Annotated in this window: 20 protein-coding genes; 4 read left to right on the top strand and 16 right to left on the bottom strand. The window is 71.9% G+C overall.

Going from position 1 to position 20550, the window contains the following annotated elements:
• Positions 1-428 precede the first annotated feature (428 nt).
• A complete protein-coding gene (gene tyrS / locus ABZW30_RS43060; RefSeq protein WP_355676783.1) occupies positions 429-1697 on the bottom strand; it encodes a tyrosine--tRNA ligase in 1269 nt (422 codons plus the stop codon).
• Positions 1698-1989: 292 nt separating this feature from the next.
• On the opposite strand from tyrS, the gene ABZW30_RS43055 reads away from it, so the two are divergent.
• Positions 1990-2520 (top strand): HNH endonuclease, encoded by a 531-nt coding sequence (locus ABZW30_RS43055; RefSeq protein WP_355676781.1) that lies wholly within the window; start codon positions 1990-1992, stop codon positions 2518-2520.
• A 50-nt stretch (positions 2521-2570) separates the two neighbouring features.
• On the opposite strand, the gene ABZW30_RS43050 is transcribed toward ABZW30_RS43055, so the two are convergent.
• From ABZW30_RS43050 to ABZW30_RS43020, 7 genes are all read right to left on the bottom strand, one after another.
• Complete coding sequence (locus ABZW30_RS43050; RefSeq protein WP_355676780.1) at positions 2571-4493, bottom strand: PQQ-binding-like beta-propeller repeat protein; 1923 nt, start codon at positions 4491-4493, stop codon at positions 2571-2573.
• A gap of 106 nt (positions 4494-4599) precedes the next feature.
• Positions 4600-4905: a 4a-hydroxytetrahydrobiopterin dehydratase gene (locus tag ABZW30_RS43045; protein ID WP_355676779.1), complete on the bottom strand. Its 306-nt coding sequence runs from the start codon at positions 4903-4905 to the stop codon at positions 4600-4602.
• Positions 4906-4939: 34 nt separating this feature from the next.
• Complete coding sequence (locus tag ABZW30_RS43040) at positions 4940-5119, bottom strand: DUF1272 domain-containing protein (protein WP_355676778.1); 180 nt, start codon at positions 5117-5119, stop codon at positions 4940-4942.
• Between the two features lie 38 nt (positions 5120-5157).
• Positions 5158-5916, bottom strand: a complete 759-nt coding sequence (locus ABZW30_RS43035) for a sulfite exporter TauE/SafE family protein (protein WP_355676777.1) — start codon at positions 5914-5916, stop codon at positions 5158-5160.
• 197 nt (positions 5917-6113) lie between these two features.
• A complete protein-coding gene (locus ABZW30_RS43030; RefSeq protein WP_355676776.1) occupies positions 6114-7172 on the bottom strand; it encodes an SPFH domain-containing protein in 1059 nt (352 codons plus the stop codon).
• Between the two features lie 10 nt (positions 7173-7182).
• Positions 7183-7605: an NfeD family protein gene (locus ABZW30_RS43025; RefSeq protein WP_355676775.1), complete on the bottom strand. Its 423-nt coding sequence runs from the start codon at positions 7603-7605 to the stop codon at positions 7183-7185.
• Between the two features lie 155 nt (positions 7606-7760).
• Entirely contained in the window at positions 7761-8552 is a 792-nt protein-coding gene (locus ABZW30_RS43020; protein WP_355676774.1) for an ABC transporter ATP-binding protein, read from the bottom strand.
• 149 nt (positions 8553-8701) lie between these two features.
• Here ABZW30_RS43020 and ABZW30_RS43015 point away from each other — a divergent pair, with 149 nt between their 5' ends.
• Positions 8702-9505: a hypothetical protein gene (locus ABZW30_RS43015; protein WP_355676773.1), complete on the top strand. Its 804-nt coding sequence runs from the start codon at positions 8702-8704 to the stop codon at positions 9503-9505.
• Here the strand turns inward: ABZW30_RS43015 and ABZW30_RS43010 are convergent.
• From ABZW30_RS43010 to ABZW30_RS43000, 3 genes are all read right to left on the bottom strand, one after another.
• On the bottom strand, positions 9502-10155 hold the full coding sequence (locus ABZW30_RS43010; RefSeq protein WP_355676772.1) for a response regulator transcription factor: 654 nt from the start codon (positions 10153-10155) through the stop codon (positions 9502-9504). The genes ABZW30_RS43015 and ABZW30_RS43010 overlap by 4 nt on opposite strands.
• Positions 10148-11245, bottom strand: coding sequence for a GAF domain-containing sensor histidine kinase (locus tag ABZW30_RS43005; protein ID WP_355676782.1), 1098 nt, complete (start codon positions 11243-11245; stop codon positions 10148-10150). The genes ABZW30_RS43010 and ABZW30_RS43005 overlap by 8 nt, the downstream gene beginning before the upstream one ends.
• A 366-nt stretch (positions 11246-11611) precedes the next feature.
• Positions 11612-14194, bottom strand: coding sequence for an FHA domain-containing protein (locus ABZW30_RS43000; RefSeq protein ID WP_355676771.1), 2583 nt, complete (start codon positions 14192-14194; stop codon positions 11612-11614).
• A gap of 224 nt (positions 14195-14418) precedes the next feature.
• Between ABZW30_RS43000 and serB the strand changes: the two genes are divergently transcribed.
• Entirely contained in the window at positions 14419-15675 is a 1257-nt protein-coding gene (gene serB / locus ABZW30_RS42995) for a phosphoserine phosphatase SerB (protein WP_355676770.1), read from the top strand.
• Between the two features lie 119 nt (positions 15676-15794).
• On the opposite strand, the gene ABZW30_RS42990 is transcribed toward serB, so the two are convergent.
• The 3 genes from ABZW30_RS42990 to ABZW30_RS42980 form a co-directional block, all read right to left on the bottom strand.
• Positions 15795-16322, bottom strand: coding sequence for a histidine phosphatase family protein (locus ABZW30_RS42990; RefSeq protein WP_355676769.1), 528 nt, complete (start codon positions 16320-16322; stop codon positions 15795-15797).
• A 113-nt stretch (positions 16323-16435) separates the two neighbouring features.
• The gene (locus ABZW30_RS42985; protein ID WP_355676768.1) at positions 16436-16558 is read right to left on the bottom strand and encodes an SGM_5486 family transporter-associated protein; all 123 of its coding nucleotides are present in this window, start codon (positions 16556-16558) and stop codon (positions 16436-16438) included.
• A gap of 76 nt (positions 16559-16634) precedes the next feature.
• Positions 16635-17921 (bottom strand): MFS transporter, encoded by a 1287-nt coding sequence (locus tag ABZW30_RS42980; protein ID WP_355676767.1) that lies wholly within the window; start codon positions 17919-17921, stop codon positions 16635-16637.
• Between the two features lie 122 nt (positions 17922-18043).
• Between ABZW30_RS42980 and ABZW30_RS42975 the strand changes: the two genes are divergently transcribed.
• Complete coding sequence (locus ABZW30_RS42975) at positions 18044-18718, top strand: FadR/GntR family transcriptional regulator (RefSeq protein WP_355676766.1); 675 nt, start codon at positions 18044-18046, stop codon at positions 18716-18718.
• Between the two features lie 72 nt (positions 18719-18790).
• Here ABZW30_RS42975 and fabI read toward each other — a convergent pair whose 3' ends face one another.
• Both fabI and fabG read right to left on the bottom strand, forming a co-directional pair.
• Entirely contained in the window at positions 18791-19558 is a 768-nt protein-coding gene (gene fabI, locus ABZW30_RS42970; RefSeq protein WP_355676765.1) for an enoyl-ACP reductase FabI, read from the bottom strand.
• Between the two features lie 2 nt (positions 19559-19560).
• A complete protein-coding gene (gene fabG / locus ABZW30_RS42965) occupies positions 19561-20280 on the bottom strand; it encodes a 3-oxoacyl-[acyl-carrier-protein] reductase (RefSeq protein ID WP_355676764.1) in 720 nt (239 codons plus the stop codon).
• Between the last annotated feature and the right edge of the window lie 270 nt (positions 20281-20550).

Raw genomic sequence — 20550 nt, 5'->3', positions numbered from 1 at the left:
GGAACGGACACTTCCTTCGGACCGCCTTCCAGCGGGCCCTCCGGGCGCTTCGTTCTTTCGTGTTTCCAGCTTATCAGATGTTTTCCGCTCCGTTTTCCGGAGTTTCATTCATCCAATTTCCCGAACTGGCCGGGGCCGCTTTCTGCGACGACCACCACTTTAGCTTATTCCGAGTGTTACTCGAAATTCATACTCACGCCCGGTCGACGAAAACGCCAACGAACCCAACTGAATGGGCATCGAGGTGAGAGTGGGTCTTGCTGAGTGGGGTGGCCGCTCCAGCGACTCGTTCAACACTAGGCCACCTGGAGGTCATCGTCAAACGTCGAGGGCCGGATCTGTCCAGATCCGGCCCTCGGGGCTCAGAACCGCAGCTCAGAGCGGGTGCGCTTTCAGCCAGTCGATCAACCGGCAGGTCAGGGAACCGGTCAGCCGGCCGAGACCAGCTCCGCCGCCGCCAGGTTTCGCTTGCCGCGCCGCAGCACGAGCCAGCGCCCGTGCAGCAGGTCCGCCTCGGTCGGCACAGCCTCCTCATCCGTCACCTTGACGTTGTTGAGGTAGGCACCGCCCTCCTTGATCGTCCGGCGGGCGGCCGAGCGGCTCGGCGCCAGGCCGACGGCGACCATCAGGTCGACCACCGGCTGGAGTTCGGACACCTCGGCCTTCGGGACCTCGGCCAGGGCTGCGGCCAGGGTCGGGGCCTCCAGGTCGGCCAGGTCGCCCTGACCGAACAGCGCCTTGGACGCGGCGACCGCGCGCTCGTACTGCTCGGCGCCGTGCACCAGCGTGGTGAGCTCCTCTGCCAGCGCACGCTGGGCGAGGCGGGCGGCGGGGCGCTCGGCGGTCTCGCGCTCCAGCTCCTCGATCTCCTCCTTCGAGCGGAAGCTGAAGATCCGCAGGAAGTTGGAGACGTCCCGGTCGTCCGCGTTCAGCCAGAACTGGTAGAAGGCGTACGGGGTGGTCAGCTCGGGGTCGAGCCAGACCGTGCCGGACTCGGTCTTGCCGAACTTGGTGCCGTCGGCCTTGACGATCAGCGGCGTGGCCAGCGCGTGCACGGACTTGCCGTCGGCCTTGCGGATCAGGTCCGTGCCGGCGGTGAGGTTGCCCCACTGGTCGCTGCCGCCGGTCTGCAGGGTGCAGCCGTAGCGGCGGTTCAGCTCCAGGTAGTCCATGCCCTGGAGGATCTGGTAGCTGAACTCGGTGTAGCTGATACCCGCGTCGGAGTTGAGCCGTCGGGCGACGGCCTCCTTGGCGATCATGTTGTTGACGCGGAAGTACTTGCCCACGTCACGCAGCAGGCTGATGGCCGACATCCCGGAGGTCCAGTCCAGGTTGTTGACCATGCGCGCCGCGTACGGGCCCTCGAAGTCGAGGAAGCGCGCGATCTGACCACGCAGGCGCTCGACCCAGCCGGCCACCGTCTCGGGGTCGTTGAGCACACGCTCGGCAGTGGGCTTCGGGTCGCCGATCAGGCCCGTGGCGCCGCCGACCAGGCCGAGCGGGAGGTTCCCCGCCTGCTGGATGCGGCGCATGGTGAGGATCTGCACCAGGTTGCCGAGGTGCAGGCTGGGGGCCGTCGGGTCGAAGCCGCAATAGAACGTGACCGGGCCGTCCGCGAACGCCTTGCGCAGTGCGTCCTCGTCGGTGGACAGGGCGATCAGCCCACGCCACCGCAGCTCGTCGACGATGTCCGTCACGGTCACGCTTCTCCTTCGATCGGGCGTCTGCCCGGTGCCGGCCCGGTTCGGTCGGGCCCCGGGTCGATACGACTCCAGCCTGATAGAGCCTACGCGGTCCCGGCCAGCGAGTTTTCGCCGAGGCACCGTGCCGGGCACCCGCCGCCCTCCCCCGGGTGCCTCTCCGATACCGGAAATTCCGTTGTTCGTCGGCTGTGGGCCCATTCAGAGTGGTTCCACCGCCGTGCGGCGGCAGTGACGTGTGTGGAGACGGTCGTGCCGCCGTGGCACGCCCGTGGGAAGGGTGTGCCGAGTGCGCAACACGCTGGTTCTGAACGCGAGCTACGAGCCCCTGACAACGGTGTCGCTCCAGCGCGCCGTCGTCCTGGTGCTCCAGGACAAGGCGGTGGTGGAGCAGGCGCATCCGCTGCGCTCGATCCGGGGGACGGGCGTGGCCGTCCCGGTGCCACGGGTGATCAGACTGCAACGGTACGTACGGGTGCCGTTCCGACAACAGGCCCCGTGGTCGAGGCGGGGTGTCCTGGCCCGGGACCAGCACCTGTGCGCGTACTGCGGGCGCCGGGCCACCACGGTGGACCACCTGCACCCCAAGTCGCGCGGTGGCGAGGACAGCTGGATGAACACCGTGGCAGCGTGCGCCGAGGACAACCAGAGAAAGGCCGACCGGACGCCCGAGCAGGCCGGGATGAGACTGCTGCGGCGGCCGTTCGTGCCGACGCCGCAGGCCACCCTGATGCTGGCGCTCGGCCTGCGCGGCTCGGAGGCCAGGGAGCTGGCCGACTGGCTGCCGGACATACCGGGCCGGCCGGTCCCGGCGGCCTGACCACACGGTCGTGTGCAAGGGCCCCGCAAAGGCCTGACCGCGAAGGGACCTCAGCCCTTCGCCCGGTAGCCCGCCGCCGTGCCGAAGTTGGCCGAGTGCTCGGGTATGACGACCACCTGTCCGCCGCCGATCACGACCCGCCCGGAGACCAGCAGCGAGCCGGTGCCGGGCGGGAAGTTGCCGCCGACCGCCTCCTGGCCGCCCGCCAGCGGGAAGCGGCCGAGGCGGGCGGGCTGGTCGCGGCGCTCGTCGGCGGCCAGCACCAGCGAGCCGCCGTCGATGCCGACCGCCCGGACGGTGCCCTTGGCGGTGGTCTGCGCCTTCCAGCGCTGCTTACCGGTGTCCAGGTCGTAGCCGACCGCGGACACCGGCCCGCTGCCGTTCGCCGGGGCCAGGGTGGCGACCATGGTGCGGCCCTCGAAGAAGACGTTCGGGATGGCCGAAAACGTACCGTGAGCGACGTCCAGCCGGCCGCCGTCGGTGACCACCGGGATCTCGGCGGCCGGGTCGCCGCCGGTGCCCCAGGCGAACACCCGGTCGTCCTCGGGCTTGCCGCCGGTGGTCAGCACCACGGCCGGCTCGGCGGAGAGCACCGTGACCGTCTTCGGCTGGTTGTTCAGGCCCCGCCACCAGGCGACCTTGCCGTCCACCGTGTTCAGCGCCACGGCCTGGTCGGCCGGCGTCGAGTCGGCGCAGGAGGAGGCGACCAGCACGGTCTTGTCGCTGACGCCGCCGGACAGGGTGCAGAACTTGCCCTGTCCGGTGTACTGCCAGACGTCCTTGCCGTCGGCGGAGTCCCAGGCGACCGCACGGTCGTCGCCGACCGCGATCACCTTGTCCTCGGTGACGCCGATCCGCGCGGTGTAGGCGCCCTTCGCGTCCGAGATGTTCTTGGTCCAGGCGGTCTTGCCGGTCCTGGTGTCCACGGCGGCGACCAGCGTGCAGGGGCTCTTCGGATCGGCCTGCGGCCGGAACAGCGCCGCGCCCAGCCCGGCCGGGTTCACGCCCGCCGACAGCCCGCACGGGACGGCACCGGCCGCCGGGGGCTCGACCGACCAGGTCGGCTTGCCCGCCGTCCGGTCGTACGCGTGCACGCCGGAGCCGTCGGCGCGGACCACCGCGTCGGCCAGCAACCAGCTGCCGATCAGTGTGTCGTCGCCCCCGCCCTGGGTGGCGGCCGCAGGCTGCGCGGACCAGGCCTTGGCGTGCGCCACCGCGAAACCGGGCTCGCCGCTGCTGGTCGCGGACGCGCTGCCGCCGCCCTCGGCACCGACCGTCAGTGCGGCCGTGATCAGCACCCCGAGCGCGGCCACCCCGGCGCCGGCCCGCACCATCAGGGCCCGTCGGCTGGGCACGTGCTCCCCGGTCAGCACGGCGTCGGCGGCCGCCCGGGCCTTGGCCGCGAGCGAGGAGCCGGAATCGGTGCCAGGGCCGGAGCCGGAGCCGGAACCGGTGCCACCACGGCCCCGCCGAGCCGCCCGGGAGGACGCGGCAGACGCGGCGGCGGGCCCAGCGGGCTCCGTCGGCTCTTCCTCGGCAGCGGGCTCAGGCGCCTCCGCAGGCTCCTCGATGTGCACATGGTCGTCGGCCGAGTACCCGGCGCCCGCCGGTGCGTGCAGCGCCTCCTCAGCCGGCTGCTCCACGGCGGCGTACGGCGCGTACGACTGCTGCCCGTAGTCCGGGTGCTGCTGCTGGTACGGCTGGTACTGGTCCTGGCCGCCGTACTGCCCCTGGCCGTAGTCGCCCTGGACGTACCCGCCCTCCACGTACCCGGTCTGGCCGTACCCGCCCTGCTGGTCGTACTGCGGCTGGTCGTACTGCGGCGCCTGCTGCCCGTACCCGCCCGCGCCGTCGTAGCCCGCCGACGGCGCCGGCTGCTGCCACTGCCCCTGCGGCTGCTGCGGGTCGTAGTACCCGCCTTGGGGGTACCACTGCTGCTGGGCGTGGGCGTCTCCGAAGGGCTCCTGCGCCATCGTTACGTCCCTCCCAGCCCCGCCTGCCTGCCGATTGCGGCAGTCAGCATCTCACGCCCGTCCAGGTGCCCCACCCGGGCCCTCGACGCAGCGCAGCGGGGCGGCCTCAGGCCGCCGACTCGGCGCGCAGGGCCTCGTCGATGCGGGCGGCGAGGGTGAAGTCCAGGCCGGTGAGCCCGCCGACGCTGTGGGTGGACAGGACGAAACGCAGGGTGCGCCAGCGGATGTCGATGTCGGGGTGGTGGTCGAGCGCCTCGGCCTGCTCGGCGACGGCGACCACCACCCGGATCGCCGCCGGGAAGTCCGGGGCGTCCGCGCCGCGGGCGATGCTGTCGCCCTCCCGCGCCCACTGCGGCAGGGCCGCCAGGGCCGCCGTGATCTCGTCCTCGCTCAGCCGTGCCCTGCTGCTCATCGGTGCGCTCCGGGTGTCGTCGGTCGGGTGCCGGTCAGGCGGCCTTCCGGCGCGGACGGGCCACCAGTTCGCCACCGCAGTTGGGGCAGCCGGCGGCCATGGCCTCGGTGCAGTCCGGGCAGAAGGTGCACTCGTAGGAACATATCGAGGCGGGGCCGTCGGCGGTCAGCGACACCGCGCAGCGCTCACAGGTCTCGCGCATCTCCAGGGCCATGGCGTATTCCTCCGACTTGAGTACGGTCTGACGTTCGTTCAGCTCAGCAGTAGCTTGGTGACGGCCACGAGCCCGACCACCACGATCACCCCTCGCAGCGCGGTCGGCGGAAGCCGGCGGCCGACCTTGGCGCCGAGCAGGCCGCCGACCAGCGAGCCCGCCGCGATCAGCCCGGCGGCCGTCCAGTTGACGGTCGAGGTGAACAGGAAGAACAGTGCGGCGACCCCGTTGACGATCATGGCCAGGGCGTTCTTCACCCCGTTGATCCGCTGCAGGTCCTCCTGGAGCAGCATGCCCATCAGCGCCATCAGCAGGACGCCCTGTGCGGCGCCGAAGTAGCCGCCGTAGATGCCGGTGAGGAACACCCCGGTCAGCAGCACCGGGCTGCCGTCCGGGTCGCCGTCGGGGCGGCGGCGGGCGGCGACGGCCTTGGCCACCCGGGGCTGGATCACCACCAGGACGAGGGCGAGCAGGATCAGCGCCGGGACGATCGCGTCGAAGGCCCCGCTCGGCAGCTTGATCAGCAGCAGCGCGCCGACCAGCCCGCCGAGCAGCGAGGCGGTGCCCAGGCGCAGCAGACGACGGCTCTGGCCGACCAGTTCGCGGCGGTAGCCGATCACGCCGCTGAGCGAACCGGGCACCAGGCCGAAGGAGTTGGAGACGTTGGCGGTGACCGGCGGGATGCCGACGGCGAGCAGCACCGGGAAGGTGATCAGAGTGCCGGAGCCGACGATCACATTGATCATCCCGGCACCGACGCCGGCCACCAGGACGGCGATCGCCTCCCAGAGCGTCACGGGTCACCTCTCCTCTCGGTCCTGTCCGAGGTGATCATGCCGGACCCCGCGCCGGCCGGACCAGGCCCGCCCACCATTCGGGACGTACGCCACAGCGCATTCGGGACGTACGGGACAGTGCCGCGGTGTGAAGGCGCCGGGAAAGCCCGAGGGCCCGCCACCACGAGGCAGCGGGCCCTCCACCGAACACGGTCAGATCACTCCGGGTCGATCTTGCGGTACTCGCGGGCCGGGTCCACCCGGGGACGGGCGGCGCCCTTCTCGACGTCCACCGGCCGCGGCCCGGCCGCCGGGTCGAGCGGCACCTGGGTGGCCGCCGGGGCCGCCGGGGCCGCCTGCGGGACGCTCGGCGCCGCGACCGCACCACCGTTGGCGCCGCCGTTGCCGGTCAGGCCGTTGAAGGCGCCGCCCAGGCCCTTGAGCGCGTCGCCGACCTCGCTGGGGATGATCCAGAGCTTGTTGGAGTCACCCTTGGCCAGCTCGGGCAGGGTCTGCAGGTACTGGTAGGCGAGCAGCTTCTGGTCGGCGTCGCCGTCGTGGATGGCCTCGAAGACCGTCCGGATCGCGGCTGCCTCACCGTCGGCGCGCAGCACCGCGGCCTGGGCCTCGCCCTCGGCCTTGAGCACGTCGGCCTGCTTCTCACCCTCGGCCTTGAGGATCTGCGCCTGGCGCTGACCCTCGGCGGTGAGGATCGCGGCGCGCTTGTCACGGTCGGCGCGCATCTGCTTCTCCATCGAGTCCTGGATGGAAGTCGGCGGCTCGATCGCCTTCAGCTCGACGCGGTTGACCCGGATGCCCCACTTGCCGGTGGCCTCGTCCAGGACGCCGCGCAGACCGGCGTTGATGACCTCGCGGGAGGTCAGCGTGGACTCCAGGTCCATCGAACCGATGATGTTGCGCAGCGTGGTGACGGTCAGCTGCTCGATCGCCTGGATGTAGCTGGCGACCTCGTACGTGGCGGCCCGGGGGTCGGTCACCTGGTAGTAGATGACGGTGTCGATGTTGACGACCAGGTTGTCCTGGGTGATCACCGGCTGCGGCGGGAACGGCACGACCTGCTCGCGCAGGTCGATCCGGTTGCGGACGCGGTCGATGAACGGGACGACGATGTTCAGCCCTGCGTTGAGCGTCCGGGTGTAGCGACCGAAGCGCTCCACGATCGCGGCGCTGGCCTGCGGGATGACCTGGATCGTCTTGATCAGCGCGATGAAGGCCACCACGACCAGGACGACCAAAACGATAAGGACGGGTTCCACGGACTCTCCCCTAGACGACCAGGGCGGTCGCGCCCTGGATTTCGACGACGTCGACCTTCTGACCCGGCTGGTACACACTGTCCGGATTGAGCGCGCGAGCCGACCAGATCTCGCCGTTGAGCTTGATCCGACCGCCCTCCCCGTCAACGGTTTCCGCGACGACCGCGGTGGCACCCTGGAGCGCCTCGATGCCCATCTTGATCTGCGGGCCCTTCTGCAGCTGCCGGTAGGCGATCGGGCGGACGAAGACCACCAGCGCGACCGAGACCACCAGGAAGGTCACGGCCTCGAGGACCACTCCCCCGCCCAGGCCGGCCACCCCCGCCGCCGCCAGCGCACCGACCGCGAACATGGCGAACTCCGGCATCGCGGTGAGCACCAGCGGTATGCCGAGGGCTGCGGCGGCCAGGAGCCACCAGATCCAGCTGTCCACACGTCCATCCTAGGGAGCGAAGGGCCTTCGATGCGGACAGTTCCCGCAGGTCGAGGGGCGGAAACCGGTCGCAAGTGCGACCGGTTCCGACGGCCTTCCGAGTGATGGACGGGCGAGGGGGCGGCGAGGGATTCGCTGCGGGGTCGGACGGGGCCTCAGCCCAGCGGCAGGCCCTGGGCCGACCAGCGGTCGCCGTGGCGCTCCAGGGTGAGCGGCAGCCCGAAGCACTTGGAGAGGTTACGGGCGGTCAGCTCGGTGTCGATCGGACCGGCGGTGAGCACCTTGCCCTGGCGGATCATCAGGACGTGGGTGAAGCCGGGGGCGATCTCCTCGACGTGGTGGGTGACCATCGCCATGGCCGGGGCGAACTCGTCCTGGGCGAGCGCACCGAGCCGGCGGACCAGGTCCTCGCGGCCGCCGAGGTCCAGGCCGGCCGCGGGCTCGTCGAGCAGCAGCAGCTCGGGGTCGGTCATCAGGGCGCGGGCGATCAGGGTGCGCTTGCGCTCGCCCTCGGAGAGGGTGCCGAACTTGCGGCCGGTGAGGTTGGCCATGCCCATGCGGTCGAGCAGGGCGAGGGCGCGGCCCTCGTCGGACTGCTCGTAGGTCTCCTGCCAGCTGACCGTCATGCCGTAGGCGGCGGTGAGCACGGTCTGCAGGACGGTCTGCTCGGCCGGCAGCTTGTCGAACATCGCGGCGCCCGCCAGGCCGATCCGGGAGCGCAGCTCGAAGACGTCGATCTCGCCCAGCTTCTCGCCCAGCACCGAGACCTTGCCCGAGGTCGGGAAGAGGTACGAGGAGGCGATCTGCAGCAGGGTGGTCTTGCCGGCGCCGTTCGGGCCCAGGATGACCCAGCGCTCACCCTCGGAGATGGACCACGAGACCTGGTCGACCAGCGCGCGCCCCTCCCGGACCACGGATACGTCCACCAGCTCCAGCACGTCGCTCATGCCTACGCCTTCCCCAATACAAAAAATCTCGGCCGTCGGTGCGGGCGGCGAGCCTACTCCGGCAGCCGGTGGGCACGGGGTGGGTGCGCCGCACACGCAGGGGCAAACCTACGCCACGCGGATGACCGCCGATTCCGTAGGCTGGCCGGATGCTCGCGACTCCAGCCGACAATCCGTACGAAGAACCCCGTTCGGGGCGCCTGACCGCCTGGGGCAACGCCCTGCTCAGCGGCCTGGTGCCGCCCGACGACGCCGCCGCGGCCGTGCTCGGCGCCGACGAGAGCCACCGGGTGACCGGACTGCCCGGGGACGAGCCGGGCGAGCAGCACGGGCTGACCTGGGCACTGGGACGGCTGCGGGTACTCGGGGTGAAGGGCCTGCGCCTGGCGCTGCCCTCGGCCGGGCACCCGCTGGGGCTGACCGGCCCGGCGGCCTTCAACGAACGGGCCATGGCGGCCGGCGAGGCGGTGCTCGCGGTGGGGGTGCCGCTCGGCCTGGTGCCGGAGATCACGGTGTACGGCCCGGAGGGGGACCGCTCGGCCACCGTGCTGTGGCGTTGCGCCGAGGTCAACGACGCCGGGCCGGCCGACGTGCCCTCACTGCACGAGGCCGAGCGCGAGCTGGCGGACGGGCTGCGCGAGGCGACCGTCCTGCTCACCCGGCTCGACGTGGCCGGCGCCGGACCGCAGGCGCTGCGCGCCCTGGAGGCCTACCGCCGCCGCGGCCACACCGAGTTGCTCGCCCCCGGCTACCCGCCGCGGGCGGTACGGGTCCTGGAGTCGGCCCGGCAGGTGTCCGCGCTGCTGTCGATCGCCTCGGGCGGCCACGGCGCGGCCGTCAGCGCCTCCGAGATGGGGGCCCGCCAGTCCGTCCTGGCGCCGCTGCGGCGCACCGCCCGTCGGGCCCAGGTGGCCGCCTACAACGCCCTGGTGGACGAGCGCGGGGACCGTTAGGCGCGCGTCTCGCCGTTCCGGACGGCCCAGAGCGCGGCCTGGGTCCGGTCGGCGAGGTCCAGCTTCATCAGGATGTTGGAGACGTGGGTCTTCACCGTCTTCTCCGACAGGTGCAGGCTGCGGGCGATCTCCCGGTTGGAGCGGCCGTCGGCGATGTGGCCGAGCACCTCGCGCTCGCGTTCGGTGAGGGTGCCGCCGCGGCCCTGCGGGGCGCGCGGGCCCTCGTCGGAGAGCAGCGCCTCGGCCAGTTCGGGCTGGAGCAGCACGTGGCCGGCGTGTACGGAACGGATCGCGCCGGCCAGTGCCTCCGGGTCCACGTCCTTGTAGACGTACCCGGCGGCGCCGGCCCGCAGCGCGGGGACCATCGTGCGGTGCTCGGTGAAGCTGGTGACGATCAGGATCCGGGCGCGGCTGCCCTCGTCCTTGAGCGTGCGCAGCGCCTCGATGCCGTCGACACCGGGCATCTTGAGGTCCATCAGGACGACGTCCGGGTCGAGTTCGCGGGCGCGGTCGATGCCCTCGGCCCCGTCGGCGGCCTCCCCGACCACCTCGATGTCGTCCTGGACCTCCAGGAACGTGCGCAGCCCGCGGCGGACCACCTGGTGGTCGTCGACCAGCAGGACGCGGATCGACGGCGTGCTCTCAGGCACCGGGGACCTCCATCTCGACGAGCGTCCCCTTGCCGGGGGCGGACTCCAGGGTGAGCGTGCCGCCGACGGCGGCCGCGCGGTCGCGCATCGAGGCCAGGCCGAGGTGGCGGCCGGCCCGTCGGACGGACTCGGGGTCGAAGCCGCGCCCGTCGTCGCGCACCCGCAGCAGGGCGCCGCGCACGGGCGTCCCGGCCAGGGTGACGGTGACCCGGCGGGCGTCGGAGTGGCGCAGCGCGTTGTGCAGCGCCTCCTGGGCGACCCGCAGCAGCGCGGCCTCCTGCGCGGGCGGCAGGGCGCGCACGCCGTCGGCGGCGAAGGCCACGTCGGCGGTGTGGGCGCGGTCGAGGACCTGCACCTGGGAGGCGAGGGTGGCGCTCAGCCCGTCCTCCTCCAGGGCGGCGGGGCGCAGTTCGACCACGACGGCGCGCAGTTCGTCGGCGGCCTCGGCGGCGAGCCGGGCGACCTCGGCGAGTTCGGCCCGGGCACGGGCCGGGTCGCGGTCGACGAGCCTGGCGGCGGCCTTGGCGGTCAGGCGCAGCGAGAAGAGCTTCTGCGAGACGGCGTCGTGCAGGTCGTGGGCGATCCGGGCGCGCTCACCGGCCAGGGTGAGTTCGCGGCTGCGTTCGTACAGGCGGGCGTTGGAGAGCGCGAGGGCGGCGTGGGCGGCGAGGATCCGCAGCAGTTCCTCGTCGTGGTCGGTGAACAGGCCGCCGCCGCGCTTGTTGGCGAGGAAGATGACGCCCATCACCCGGGGCTCGTCCTCGGCGGCCTCGCTGTCCAGGACGGGCATGCCGAGGAAGGCGTCCATCTCGGGGTGGGCGGCCGGCCAGCCCTCGAAGGCGGGGGCCTTGCGGACGTCGGCGAGGCGGGTGGGGCCGGTCTCGTGCAGCAGTTCGGCGAGCACGCCGTGCTGGCGGGGCAGCGGGCCGATCGCCCGCCACTGCTCGTCGGTGATGCCGTCGACCACGAACTGGGCGAAGCCGCCGTGGTCGTCCGGCACGCCCAGGGCCGCGTACTCGGCGCCGAGCAGCTCCCGGGCGGAGGCGGTGATGCGGCGCAGCACCTCGCGGACCTCCAGGTGCCGGCTCATCGCCAGCAGCGCCTGGCTGACGGCCTCGATGCCGGCCAGCGGGTCGCAGGCGGGCAGCGGGCCGTCGGAAGTCCGGTGGTCACCGGTCGTGCTGGGCATACCGCCAAACTACCGCCGTCGCGGACGCCGTCGCGTCCGTCCCCGGCCGCGCCGGACGCAGGTCCGGGGACCTAGGCCACTGGGCCCCCGCCCCGAGCCGAAGGGGCGCGCCGGTACCGAAAGGGAGAAGCGAGGAGGCCCGAGGAACGAGGGCATCGGAGCGCCGACCGTCGGCACCGGGTCCCAGCGCCCCGGAGGCGAGCGGGCGAATAACAGCGAAGGGCGCTCCCCCCGACCGGGGAGAGCGCCCTTTTCGGCGACGGGCTGTCAGCCCTTCTGCATGACCTCCGGCTCGTGCCGACGCTGGAGCCTCGTCACGATGACGCCGATGATGATCGACATCACGATCAGCACGCCCGCATCGATCCACCACTGGGCGACGCTGTGCTTCCACAGCGGGTCGTAGTTCGGGTGCTGGAAGTCCTTGTTCCAGGGGCCCAGGAGGTGCGACAGGTCGAGCGTGGTGGCCACCATGCCGGTACCCCAGCGGGCGGGCATCAGCCAGCCGACCTGCTCCAGGCCGGGCTTGCCGAAGATCTGGAAGAGGCAGCCGGTGAAGACGACCTGGACGATCGCGAACATGACCAGCAGCGGCATGGTCTTCTCGGCGGTCTTGACCAGCGCGGAGATCATCAGGCCGAACATCATCGCGGCGAAGCTGAGCAGGATCATGCCGCCGGTCATCTCGATGATCGGCAGGTTCTTCACCAGCAGGCCGTGCTCGGGCAGCTTACGCGGCAGGTAGCCGACGGCGGAGATGATCGCGCCCTGGATCACGCTGAAGAAGCCCAGCACGATGACCTTGGACATCATGTACGCCGAGCGGGAGAGGCCGGTGGCCCGTTCCCGCTCGTAGATCGCCCGTTCCTTGATCAATTCGCGGACGGAGTTGGCCGCACCGGAGAAGCAGGCGCCGATCGCCATGATCATGATGATCGGCCCGGCTCCGGAGTTGAGCCCCGCCTGACTCTTCGGGTTCGGTGCCAGCCCGGGCTCGTTCGGCATCAGCACGCTGACCACGCCGATGACCGCGGGCAGCAGCACCGACAGTGCCAGGAAGCCGCGGTCCGAGGCGAGCACCGACATGTAGCGGCGCATCAGGGTCCACAGCTGCGAGCCCCAGCTCTGCGGCTTGGGCGGGCGGACGGCCTCCTGGGCGACCTGGACGTGCTGCACCTCGCCCGCGTCGACGGTCGGCGCGGAGTACTGCTGGTAGTGCACCGAACCGCGGTAGCGGCCGGCCCAGTCGTGGTCCGGGTAGTTCTCGAAGGCCTGGAAGACGTCCGCCCAGGTCTCGTACCCGAAGAAGTGCAGCGCCTCGTCCGGCGGGCCGAAGTAGGCCACCGAACCGCCCGGAGCCATCACCAGCAGCCGGTCGCAGAGCGCCAGTTCGGCCACCGAGTGGGTGACGACCAGGATCGTGCGGCCGTCGTCGGCCAGGCCGCGCAGCATCTGCATGACCTCGCGGTCCATGCCCGGGTCGAGGCCGGAGGTGGGCTCGTCCAGGAAGATCAGCGAGGGCTTGGTGAGCAGCTCCAGGGCGACCGAGACGCGCTTCTGCTGACCACCGGAGAGCGCGGTGATCTTGTTGTCGGCGCGCTTGTCCAGGCGCAGCTCGTACAGCACCTCGTCGATCCGGGCGTCGCGCTCCTTCGCCTCGGTGTCACCGGGGAAGCGCAGCCGGGCCGCGTACTTGAGGCCCTTTCGGACGGTGAGCTCGCGGTGGAGGATCTCCGACTGCGGCACCAGGCCGATGCGGGAGCGCAGTTCGGCGAACTGCTTGTAAAGGTTGCGACCGTCGTACAGCACCTCGCCGCGGTCGGCCGGGCGGTAGCCGGTGAGGGCGCGCAGCAGGGTCGACTTGCCGGAGCCGGACGGGCCGATGACCGCGACCAGGGACTTCTCCGGGAGGCCGAAGCTGACGTCGTTGAGCAGGATCTTCTTGCCGCCCTTGTGCTCGACCTCGACGGTCAGGTGGCGGGCGGAGAAGGAGACCGCGCCGGTGTCGACGAACTCCTGCAGCTGGTCGCCGACCAGGACGAAGCCGGAGTGGCCGACGGTCAGCCGGTCCTGCGGGCCCATCAGCTGACGCTGCACCCGCTGGCCGTTGAGGAAGATGCCGTTGTGGCTGCCGAGGTCGACGATCTCGTAGCGACCGTCCGGCAGCTGGCGCAGCTCGGCGTGGTGACGGGAGACCTGGAGGTCGGACACCACGATGTCATTGTCCAGCGCACGGCCGATCCTGACGGTGCGCATGGCGGCCGTCAGGTTGCGGATCATCGTGGGCTGCGGGGCGCCACCGCCGTGCTGCGGCGGGGCATGGAAGCCCTGCTGCTGCGGGAAGCCGTCGTGCTGCGGCGGCTGGGGCTGCGGCGTGTACTGCTGCTGCTGCGGCACGAACGGCTGCTGCGGCTGCTGCTGGCCCGGCCAGGCCTGCTGCTGGTACGGGTCCTGCCCCGGCCAGGCCTGCTGCGGCCCGGGCTGGTGGGGCGTCGGAACGGGGCCGCGGGCGGTGGCGGCGTCATGCACTGGGGACGGCTGCGGGGCGGCCGCGACCACGGGCGCCGAGAAGGCGAGGCGGGGGCCGTTCTCCGGGTTGCCCAGGTTGACCACGGCACCGGGGAACAGCTGGGCCTGCATGGTGCGGGCTCCGGCCACGTACGTTCCGTTGGTGCTGCCGTGGTCGTCCAGCAGCCAACCACTGCCGTTGAAGCTCATGGTCCCGTGCTGCCAGGAGACCCTGGCGTCGTCGAACGTGAAGTCCGACTGCGGGTTGCGCCCGATGGTGTAGGACCGCCCGGGCTCCAGAGTCCGCTGCTGTCCGTTGATCTCAATGACGAGTTGCGGCACTGCGCGCCTGCCCCGCTCTCTCGGTTCCCCCGAATTGTGGCCCCCGGCCGGGGGTGCTCTGTTCCTCTGACTGACGGGGGGAATCATTCCAGCCCGCCGACCGCCGATAAAAGTCACCCCGGGTGACTGTGACGAGGCTGCTACCGGAGCCGGGGCGCGCCCGCGTCCCGCGAGGTGGGACGGGTACCCGCCCCCCGAGGGCCGACGGTAGCGTGGGAGTCACCATGAACGCATCGCCCTTGGCCGCTGAGCCCCTCCCCGCCGCCCAGCCCCGGACCGCGGACGAGCGCACCCTGCTCGTCAAGGTGTTCGGCAAGGACCGCCCCGGCATCACCGCCGGCCTCTTCGCCACCCTGGCCGGCTTCGGCGTCGACGTGATCGACATCGAGCAGGTCGTCACCCGTGGCCGCATCACGCTGTGTGCCCTGGTGACCCCGCCCCACGCGCCCGGCGCCGAGGGCGGCCTGCGGGCCACCGTGCACCGCTGGGCGGACGAGCAGAAGCTCCAGGCCGAGATCCTCTCCGGAATCGGCGACAACCGGCCGCGCCGCGAGGGCCGTTCGCACGTGACGGTGCTCGGCAACCCGCTGACCGCCTCCGCCGTCTCCGCGCTGACCTCCCGGATCACCGCGGCCGGCGGCAACATCGACCGTGTCTTCCGACTCGCCAAGTATCCGGTGACCGCGGTCGAACTGGCCGTCTCCGGTGTGGCCACCGAGGAGCTGCGGGCCGAGCTGGCCCAGGAGGCGGCCACCCAGCGGGTGGACGTCGCGGTGGTGGCGGCCGGGCTGGAGCGCCGCGCCAAGCGCCTGGTGGTGATGGACGTGGACTCCACGCTCATCCAGGACGAGGTGATCGAGCTGTTCGCCGCCCACGCGGGCTGTGAGGAGCAGGTCGCCGAGGTGACGGCGGCGGCGATGCGCGGCGAGCTGGACTTCGCCGAGTCGCTGCGCGCCCGGGTGGCACTGCTGGCGGGGCTGGACGCCTCGGTGACCGACAAGGTCCGCGCGGAGGTCCGGCTCACCCCGGGCGCGCGCACCCTGATCCGCACCCTGCAGCGGCTGGGCTTCCAGGTCGCGGTGGTCTCCGGCGGTTTCACGCAGGTCACCGACCACCTGGTGGAGCTGCTGGGGCTGGACTTCGCGGCCGCCAACACCCTGGAGGTGGTGGACGGGAAGTTCACCGGCCGGGTGGTCGGCGAGATCGTGGACCGGGCCGGCAAGGCCCGCTGGCTGGCCCGCTTCGCCGAGCAGGCGAAGGTGCCGCTGGAGCAGACGGTGGCGATCGGCGACGGCGCCAACGATCTGGACATGCTGAACGCGGCCGGGCTCGGGGTGGCCTTCAACGCCAAGCCGGTGGTGCGCGAGGCCGCCGACACCGCGGTGAACGTGCCGTTCCTGGACACCGTGCTCTACCTGCTGGGCATCACCCGTGAGGAGGTCGAGGCCGCCGGCGTGCACGACGGCACCCCGACCGAGTAAGGCATGCGGACGTCAGCGAGGGGCGCGCGGATCCGATCCGCGCGCCCCTCGCTGACGTTCCGGCCCAGGGCCTGCCTGTCGGGTTTTGGCGGCCCCGGCAAGGACCCGAGAGACAGGCCCTAGTCCTGCGGCGTGTGGTACGAGACCAGCTCGGCCATACCCGGCTCGACGCCCTTCCAGGAGCCGGAGAAGCTGAGCACCGCGACCGCCGCCGTCGGGAAGCCGCCCACCCGCAGCCGCTCCAGCGCGTCCCGGTCGCCCGCGTCCCCGGCCAGCACCTGGGTCAGGCCCAGCACCCCGGGGTTGTGGCCGACCAGCACCACGTCCACGTACTCCTCCGGGGTCTCATGGAGGACGGCGATGATCTCGCCCGGGCTGGCCTCGTAGATCCGCTCCTCGTACACGGTCTTGCGCGCCCGCTTGGGCAGTTCGTGTGCCGCCAGCTTCCACGTCTCGCGGGCGCGCAGGGCGGTGGAGCAGAGCACGAAGTCGGGGTTGATCCCGGAGTCGGCCATCCAGCGGCCGGCGTCCGGGGCCTGGTGGCGGCCCCGGTCGGCCAGCGGCCGCTCGTGGTCGTCCACGGCGTTCGGCCAGTCGGCCTTGGCGTGGCGGAGAACGATGATCCTGCGGGGCGTGTCGGCGCTCATACCCAGCAAGCTTGGCAGAAAAGCCGCCCGGGGGCGCGGCGCTCCCGCTCGCCGCCACTCCCCGGGGTGGCGGGTACCGACGCCGGGGGTAACGGCGGCGGCACGGGCGGTGGTCAGCCGATCTGGGCGGCGACGGTGGCGATGATCGCCACCAGCACCACGATGGCACCGAAGGCGAGGGCGATACGGCCGAGCTGCTTGCGGCCGTCGGTGGGGTTCGGGTCGAGAACGGGCATGTCCGGAATTCTCCCACCCCGAACACGCCCGTCGAGCCCCGGCCCTCCCGCCTTGGGCGAGCCTTGACCTTCCCCGTCAGGCCTTGACCTTCTCGGCCGGGTGGACCGCCTCGTCCTCGATGTGCCGGGCCCGCGCGGCGCGCAGGCCGAACAGCATCTGCGGCACCAGCAGCAGCGCCAGGAAGCCCAGCGGCCAGTACCACTCGCCGGTGGCCTGGTAGATCCGGCCGATCAGGATCGGTCCCGGGATGGAGATCAGGTAGCCGACGCCCTGGGCGAAGGCGGACAGCTGGGCCACCCCGCCCGCGGTCCGGGCGCGCAGCCCGATCATGGTCAGCACCAGCGGGAAGGCGCAGTTGGACAGGCCCACCAGGACGGACCAGACCCACGGCGCCCCGGCCGGGGCGAGCGCCAGACCGGCGTACCCGGCGATGCCGCAGGAGGCCAGCACCACCACGAACAGCCGCTGGTCGCCGCGCCGGGCGGCCAGGTTGGGCAGCACGAAGGAGACCGGCACGCCGATCACCATGGTGACCGCGAGCAGCACCCCGGAGGTGCCCTTGTCCACGCCGGAGTCCTGGAAGATCTTCGGCAGCCAGCCCATCACCACGTACGCGCCGGTGGCCTGGAGCCCGAAGAAGCAGGCCATCGCCCAGGCCGTACGGCTGCGGGTGATCGGCAGCTTGGCGGGGGCCGCGGCGCCGTCGGCGCGCTCGCCGCGCTCGCGCTTGGCGATCAGCACCGGCAGCCAGAGCACCAGGGCGAGCGCGCCCAGCGCGGCCCAGACGCCCAGGCCATAGCGCCAGTCGCCGCCGAGCGCGCTGGTCAGCGGCACGGTGACGGCGGCGGCCAGCGCGGTGCCGGCGGACAGCGCCATGGAGTACAGGCCGATCATCGGACCAACCTTCTCCGGGAAGTACCGCTTGATCACCACCGGCAGCAGCACGTTGGAGACCGCCACACCGGCCAGGGCGAGCGCGGTCAGCAGCAGGAACACCGCGGTGCCGCCGGCGAAGGAGCGGGCCAGCACGCCCGCGGTGATCGCGCCCAGCCCGGCCGTGACCACCGCGATCGGGCCGATCCGGCGGGCCGCCGCGGGCGCGGCGAAGCCGAACAGCGCGAAGCACAGCGAGGGGACGGCGGTGAGCAGTCCGGCGAGCGTCGGGTTCATCCCGAGGTCGCCGCGGACCTGGTCGAGCAGCGGCCCGAGGCTGGTGACCACGGGGCGCAGGTTGAAGGCGGCGGCGGCGATCGCGACGGCGAACAGCAAGCCGAGGTACTTGGCGGAGCCGGAGGGCCGCTCGGTCTGCGGCCGGGCCCCGGTCCGTGGGGAGGCGACGGTGGTGTCTGCTGCGGGAGGCATAGGCGCCATCATAGAATGATGGGATGAATTGATGCACCTTGGAATTGGCATGATGTGCCGACCGTTCATCAACCGGCCACTTCCCCCAGGGCCCACCCACCCCGTAGCCGCAAGGAGTCCCCGTGGCGCTGTCATCGCCGAGGCGCACGCCGCTGTCCGACCAGGTGATCGCGCAGCTGCGCGCCCAGATCACCTCCGGGGAGTGGCCCGTCGGCTCGCGCATCCCCACCGAGGCCGCGCTGGTCGAACAGCTGGGGGTGGCCCGCAACACCGTCCGCGAGGCCGTCCGCGCCCTCGCCCACAACGGGCTGCTCGACATCCGACAGGGCTCCGGCACCTACGTGCTCGCCACCAGCGAGCTGGCCGGGGTGATGCACCGCCGCTTCGCCGACGCCGACCAGGCCCAGGTCGCCGAGCTGCGGGCGGCGCTGGAGACCTCCGCGGCGGGCCTGGCCGCGCTGCGCCGCACCGCGCGCGACCTGGAGCTGCTGGACGCCGCGCTCGGCCGCCGTGAGGCCGCCTGGCACTCCGGCGACGCCGAGGACTTCGTCCAGGCCGACGCCGCCTTCCACCAGGCCGTGGTCGCCGCCGCCCACAACGACGTGCTGCTCGCCGTCTACGCCGACCTCGGCGAGGTCACCCGCGCACACCTGCGCAACGACGTCGGCCCCGAGCTGATCGCCGAGCGCTACATCGGCCACGGCACCATCCTGGACGCCATCCGGGCCGGCGACGCCCCGCGTGCCTCGGTCGAGGCCGGCCGCGCCATCGGCGCCTGCGCCACCGCGGAGGCGTGACTCGCCCGTAAGGGAAACACCGCTGCCCGGCACCCCTCCGAGGGGGTGCCGGGCAGCGGCGGTTTCAGCGGATCAGGCGCCGATGGCGTGCAGACCGCCGTCGACGTGGATGATCTCGCCGGTGGTCTTCGGGAACCAGTCCGACAGCAGCGCGACGATGGCGCGGCCGGCCGGCTCCGGGTCGCTCAGGTCCCACTTCAGCGGGGAGCGGTGGTTCCAGGTGTCGGCCAGCTCGGTGAAGCCCGGGATGGACTTGGCGGCCATCGAGCCGAGCGGACCGGCCGAGACCAGGTTGCAGCGGATGTCCCGCTCGCCCAGGTAGCGCGCCATGTAACGGCTGGTCGCCTCCAGGGCGGCCTTGGCCGGGCCCATCCAGTCGTACTGCGGCCAGGCGAACTGGGCGTCGAAGGTCAGGCCGACCACCGAGCCGCCGTCCTGCATCAGCGGCAGCAGCGCCATGGTCAGCGACTTCAGCGAGTACGCCGAGACGTGCATCGCGGTGGCCACGGACTCCCACGGGGTGTCCAGGAAGTTGCCGCCCAGCGCGTCCTGCGGCGCGAAGCCGATCGAGTGGACGATGCCGTCCAGGGTCGGCAGGGTCTCGCGGACCTGGTCGGCGATGCCCGCCAGGTCCTCCGGGCTGGAGACGTCCAGCGACAGCACCTTGACCGGGTGCGGCAGCTTCTTGGCGACCCGCTCGGTCAGGCTCGGGCGCGGGAAGGCGGTGAGGATGATCTCCGCGCCCTGTTCCTGCGCGAGCTTGGCGGTGTGGAAGGCGATGGACGCCTCCGTCAGCACGCCGGTGATCAGGATCCGCTTGCCTTCGAGGATTCCACTCATGTTCAGTGACCCATGCCCAATCCGCCGTCGACGGGAATGACGGCTCCGGTGATGTACGCGGCCTCGTCCGACCCGAGGAACCGCACGGTGGAGGCGACCTCGGCGGGCGCCGCGTAGCGGCCCAGCGGCACGCCGGAGACGATCTCCTTACGGCGCTCGTCGCTGAGCACCGCGGTCATGTCGGTGTCCACGAAGCCGGGGGCCACCACGTTGACGGTGATGTTGCGCGGGCCGAGCTCGCGCGCCAGCGACCGGGCGAAACCGACCAGGCCGGCCTTGGAGGCGGCGTAGTTGGCCTGGCCCGGCGAGCCGGACAGGCCCACCACGGAGGAGATCAGCACCACGCGGCCCTTCTTGGCGCGCATCATCAGCTTCGACGCGCGCTTGACCACCCGGAAGGTGCCGGTCAGGTTGGTGTCCAGGACGGACGTGAAGTCCTCCTCGGACATCCGCAGCAGCAGGGTGTCGTTGGTGATGCCCGCGTTGGCGACCAGCACCTCGACCGCGCCGTGCTTCTGCTCGATCTCGGTGAAGGCCGCGTCGACCTGCGCGGCGTCCGTGATGTCGCAGCGCACCGCGAGGACGTCGTACTTCGCCAGGGCCTCGGGCACCTCACCCGAGCGGCTGGTGATGGCCACCTTGTCGCCCGCTTCGGCGAAGGCCTGGGCGATCGCGAGGCCGATGCCCCGGTTTCCTCCGGTGACGAGAACCGAGCGGCTCAACGATCCACCTCTCTCCGTGTGTGAGCACGCACGTCGGAATGCGTACGCAGTGTGACGCTATCGGGCGGTCGGCGGAGCAGGCGCATCGGGCTCCCACAGCGCCGCACCGGAGGAACTGTCGCAATCCGACAATCCGTACCCGAATCGTCCGGTGCCCGTCGTCGAGTCCCCGCAGGCCCGTGCGCCCGCCCCGATCGGGGCGGGCGCACGGGAACAACACGGACCGACGCACCCGTTGCCCCCTCGGTGTCGGCCGACCCGGGATTGGCC

Source organism: Kitasatospora sp. NPDC004669, assembly GCF_040609455.1.
GTDB lineage: Bacteria > Actinomycetota > Actinomycetes > Streptomycetales > Streptomycetaceae > Kitasatospora.
This window is presented reverse-complemented; position numbering and strand designations above follow the sequence as displayed.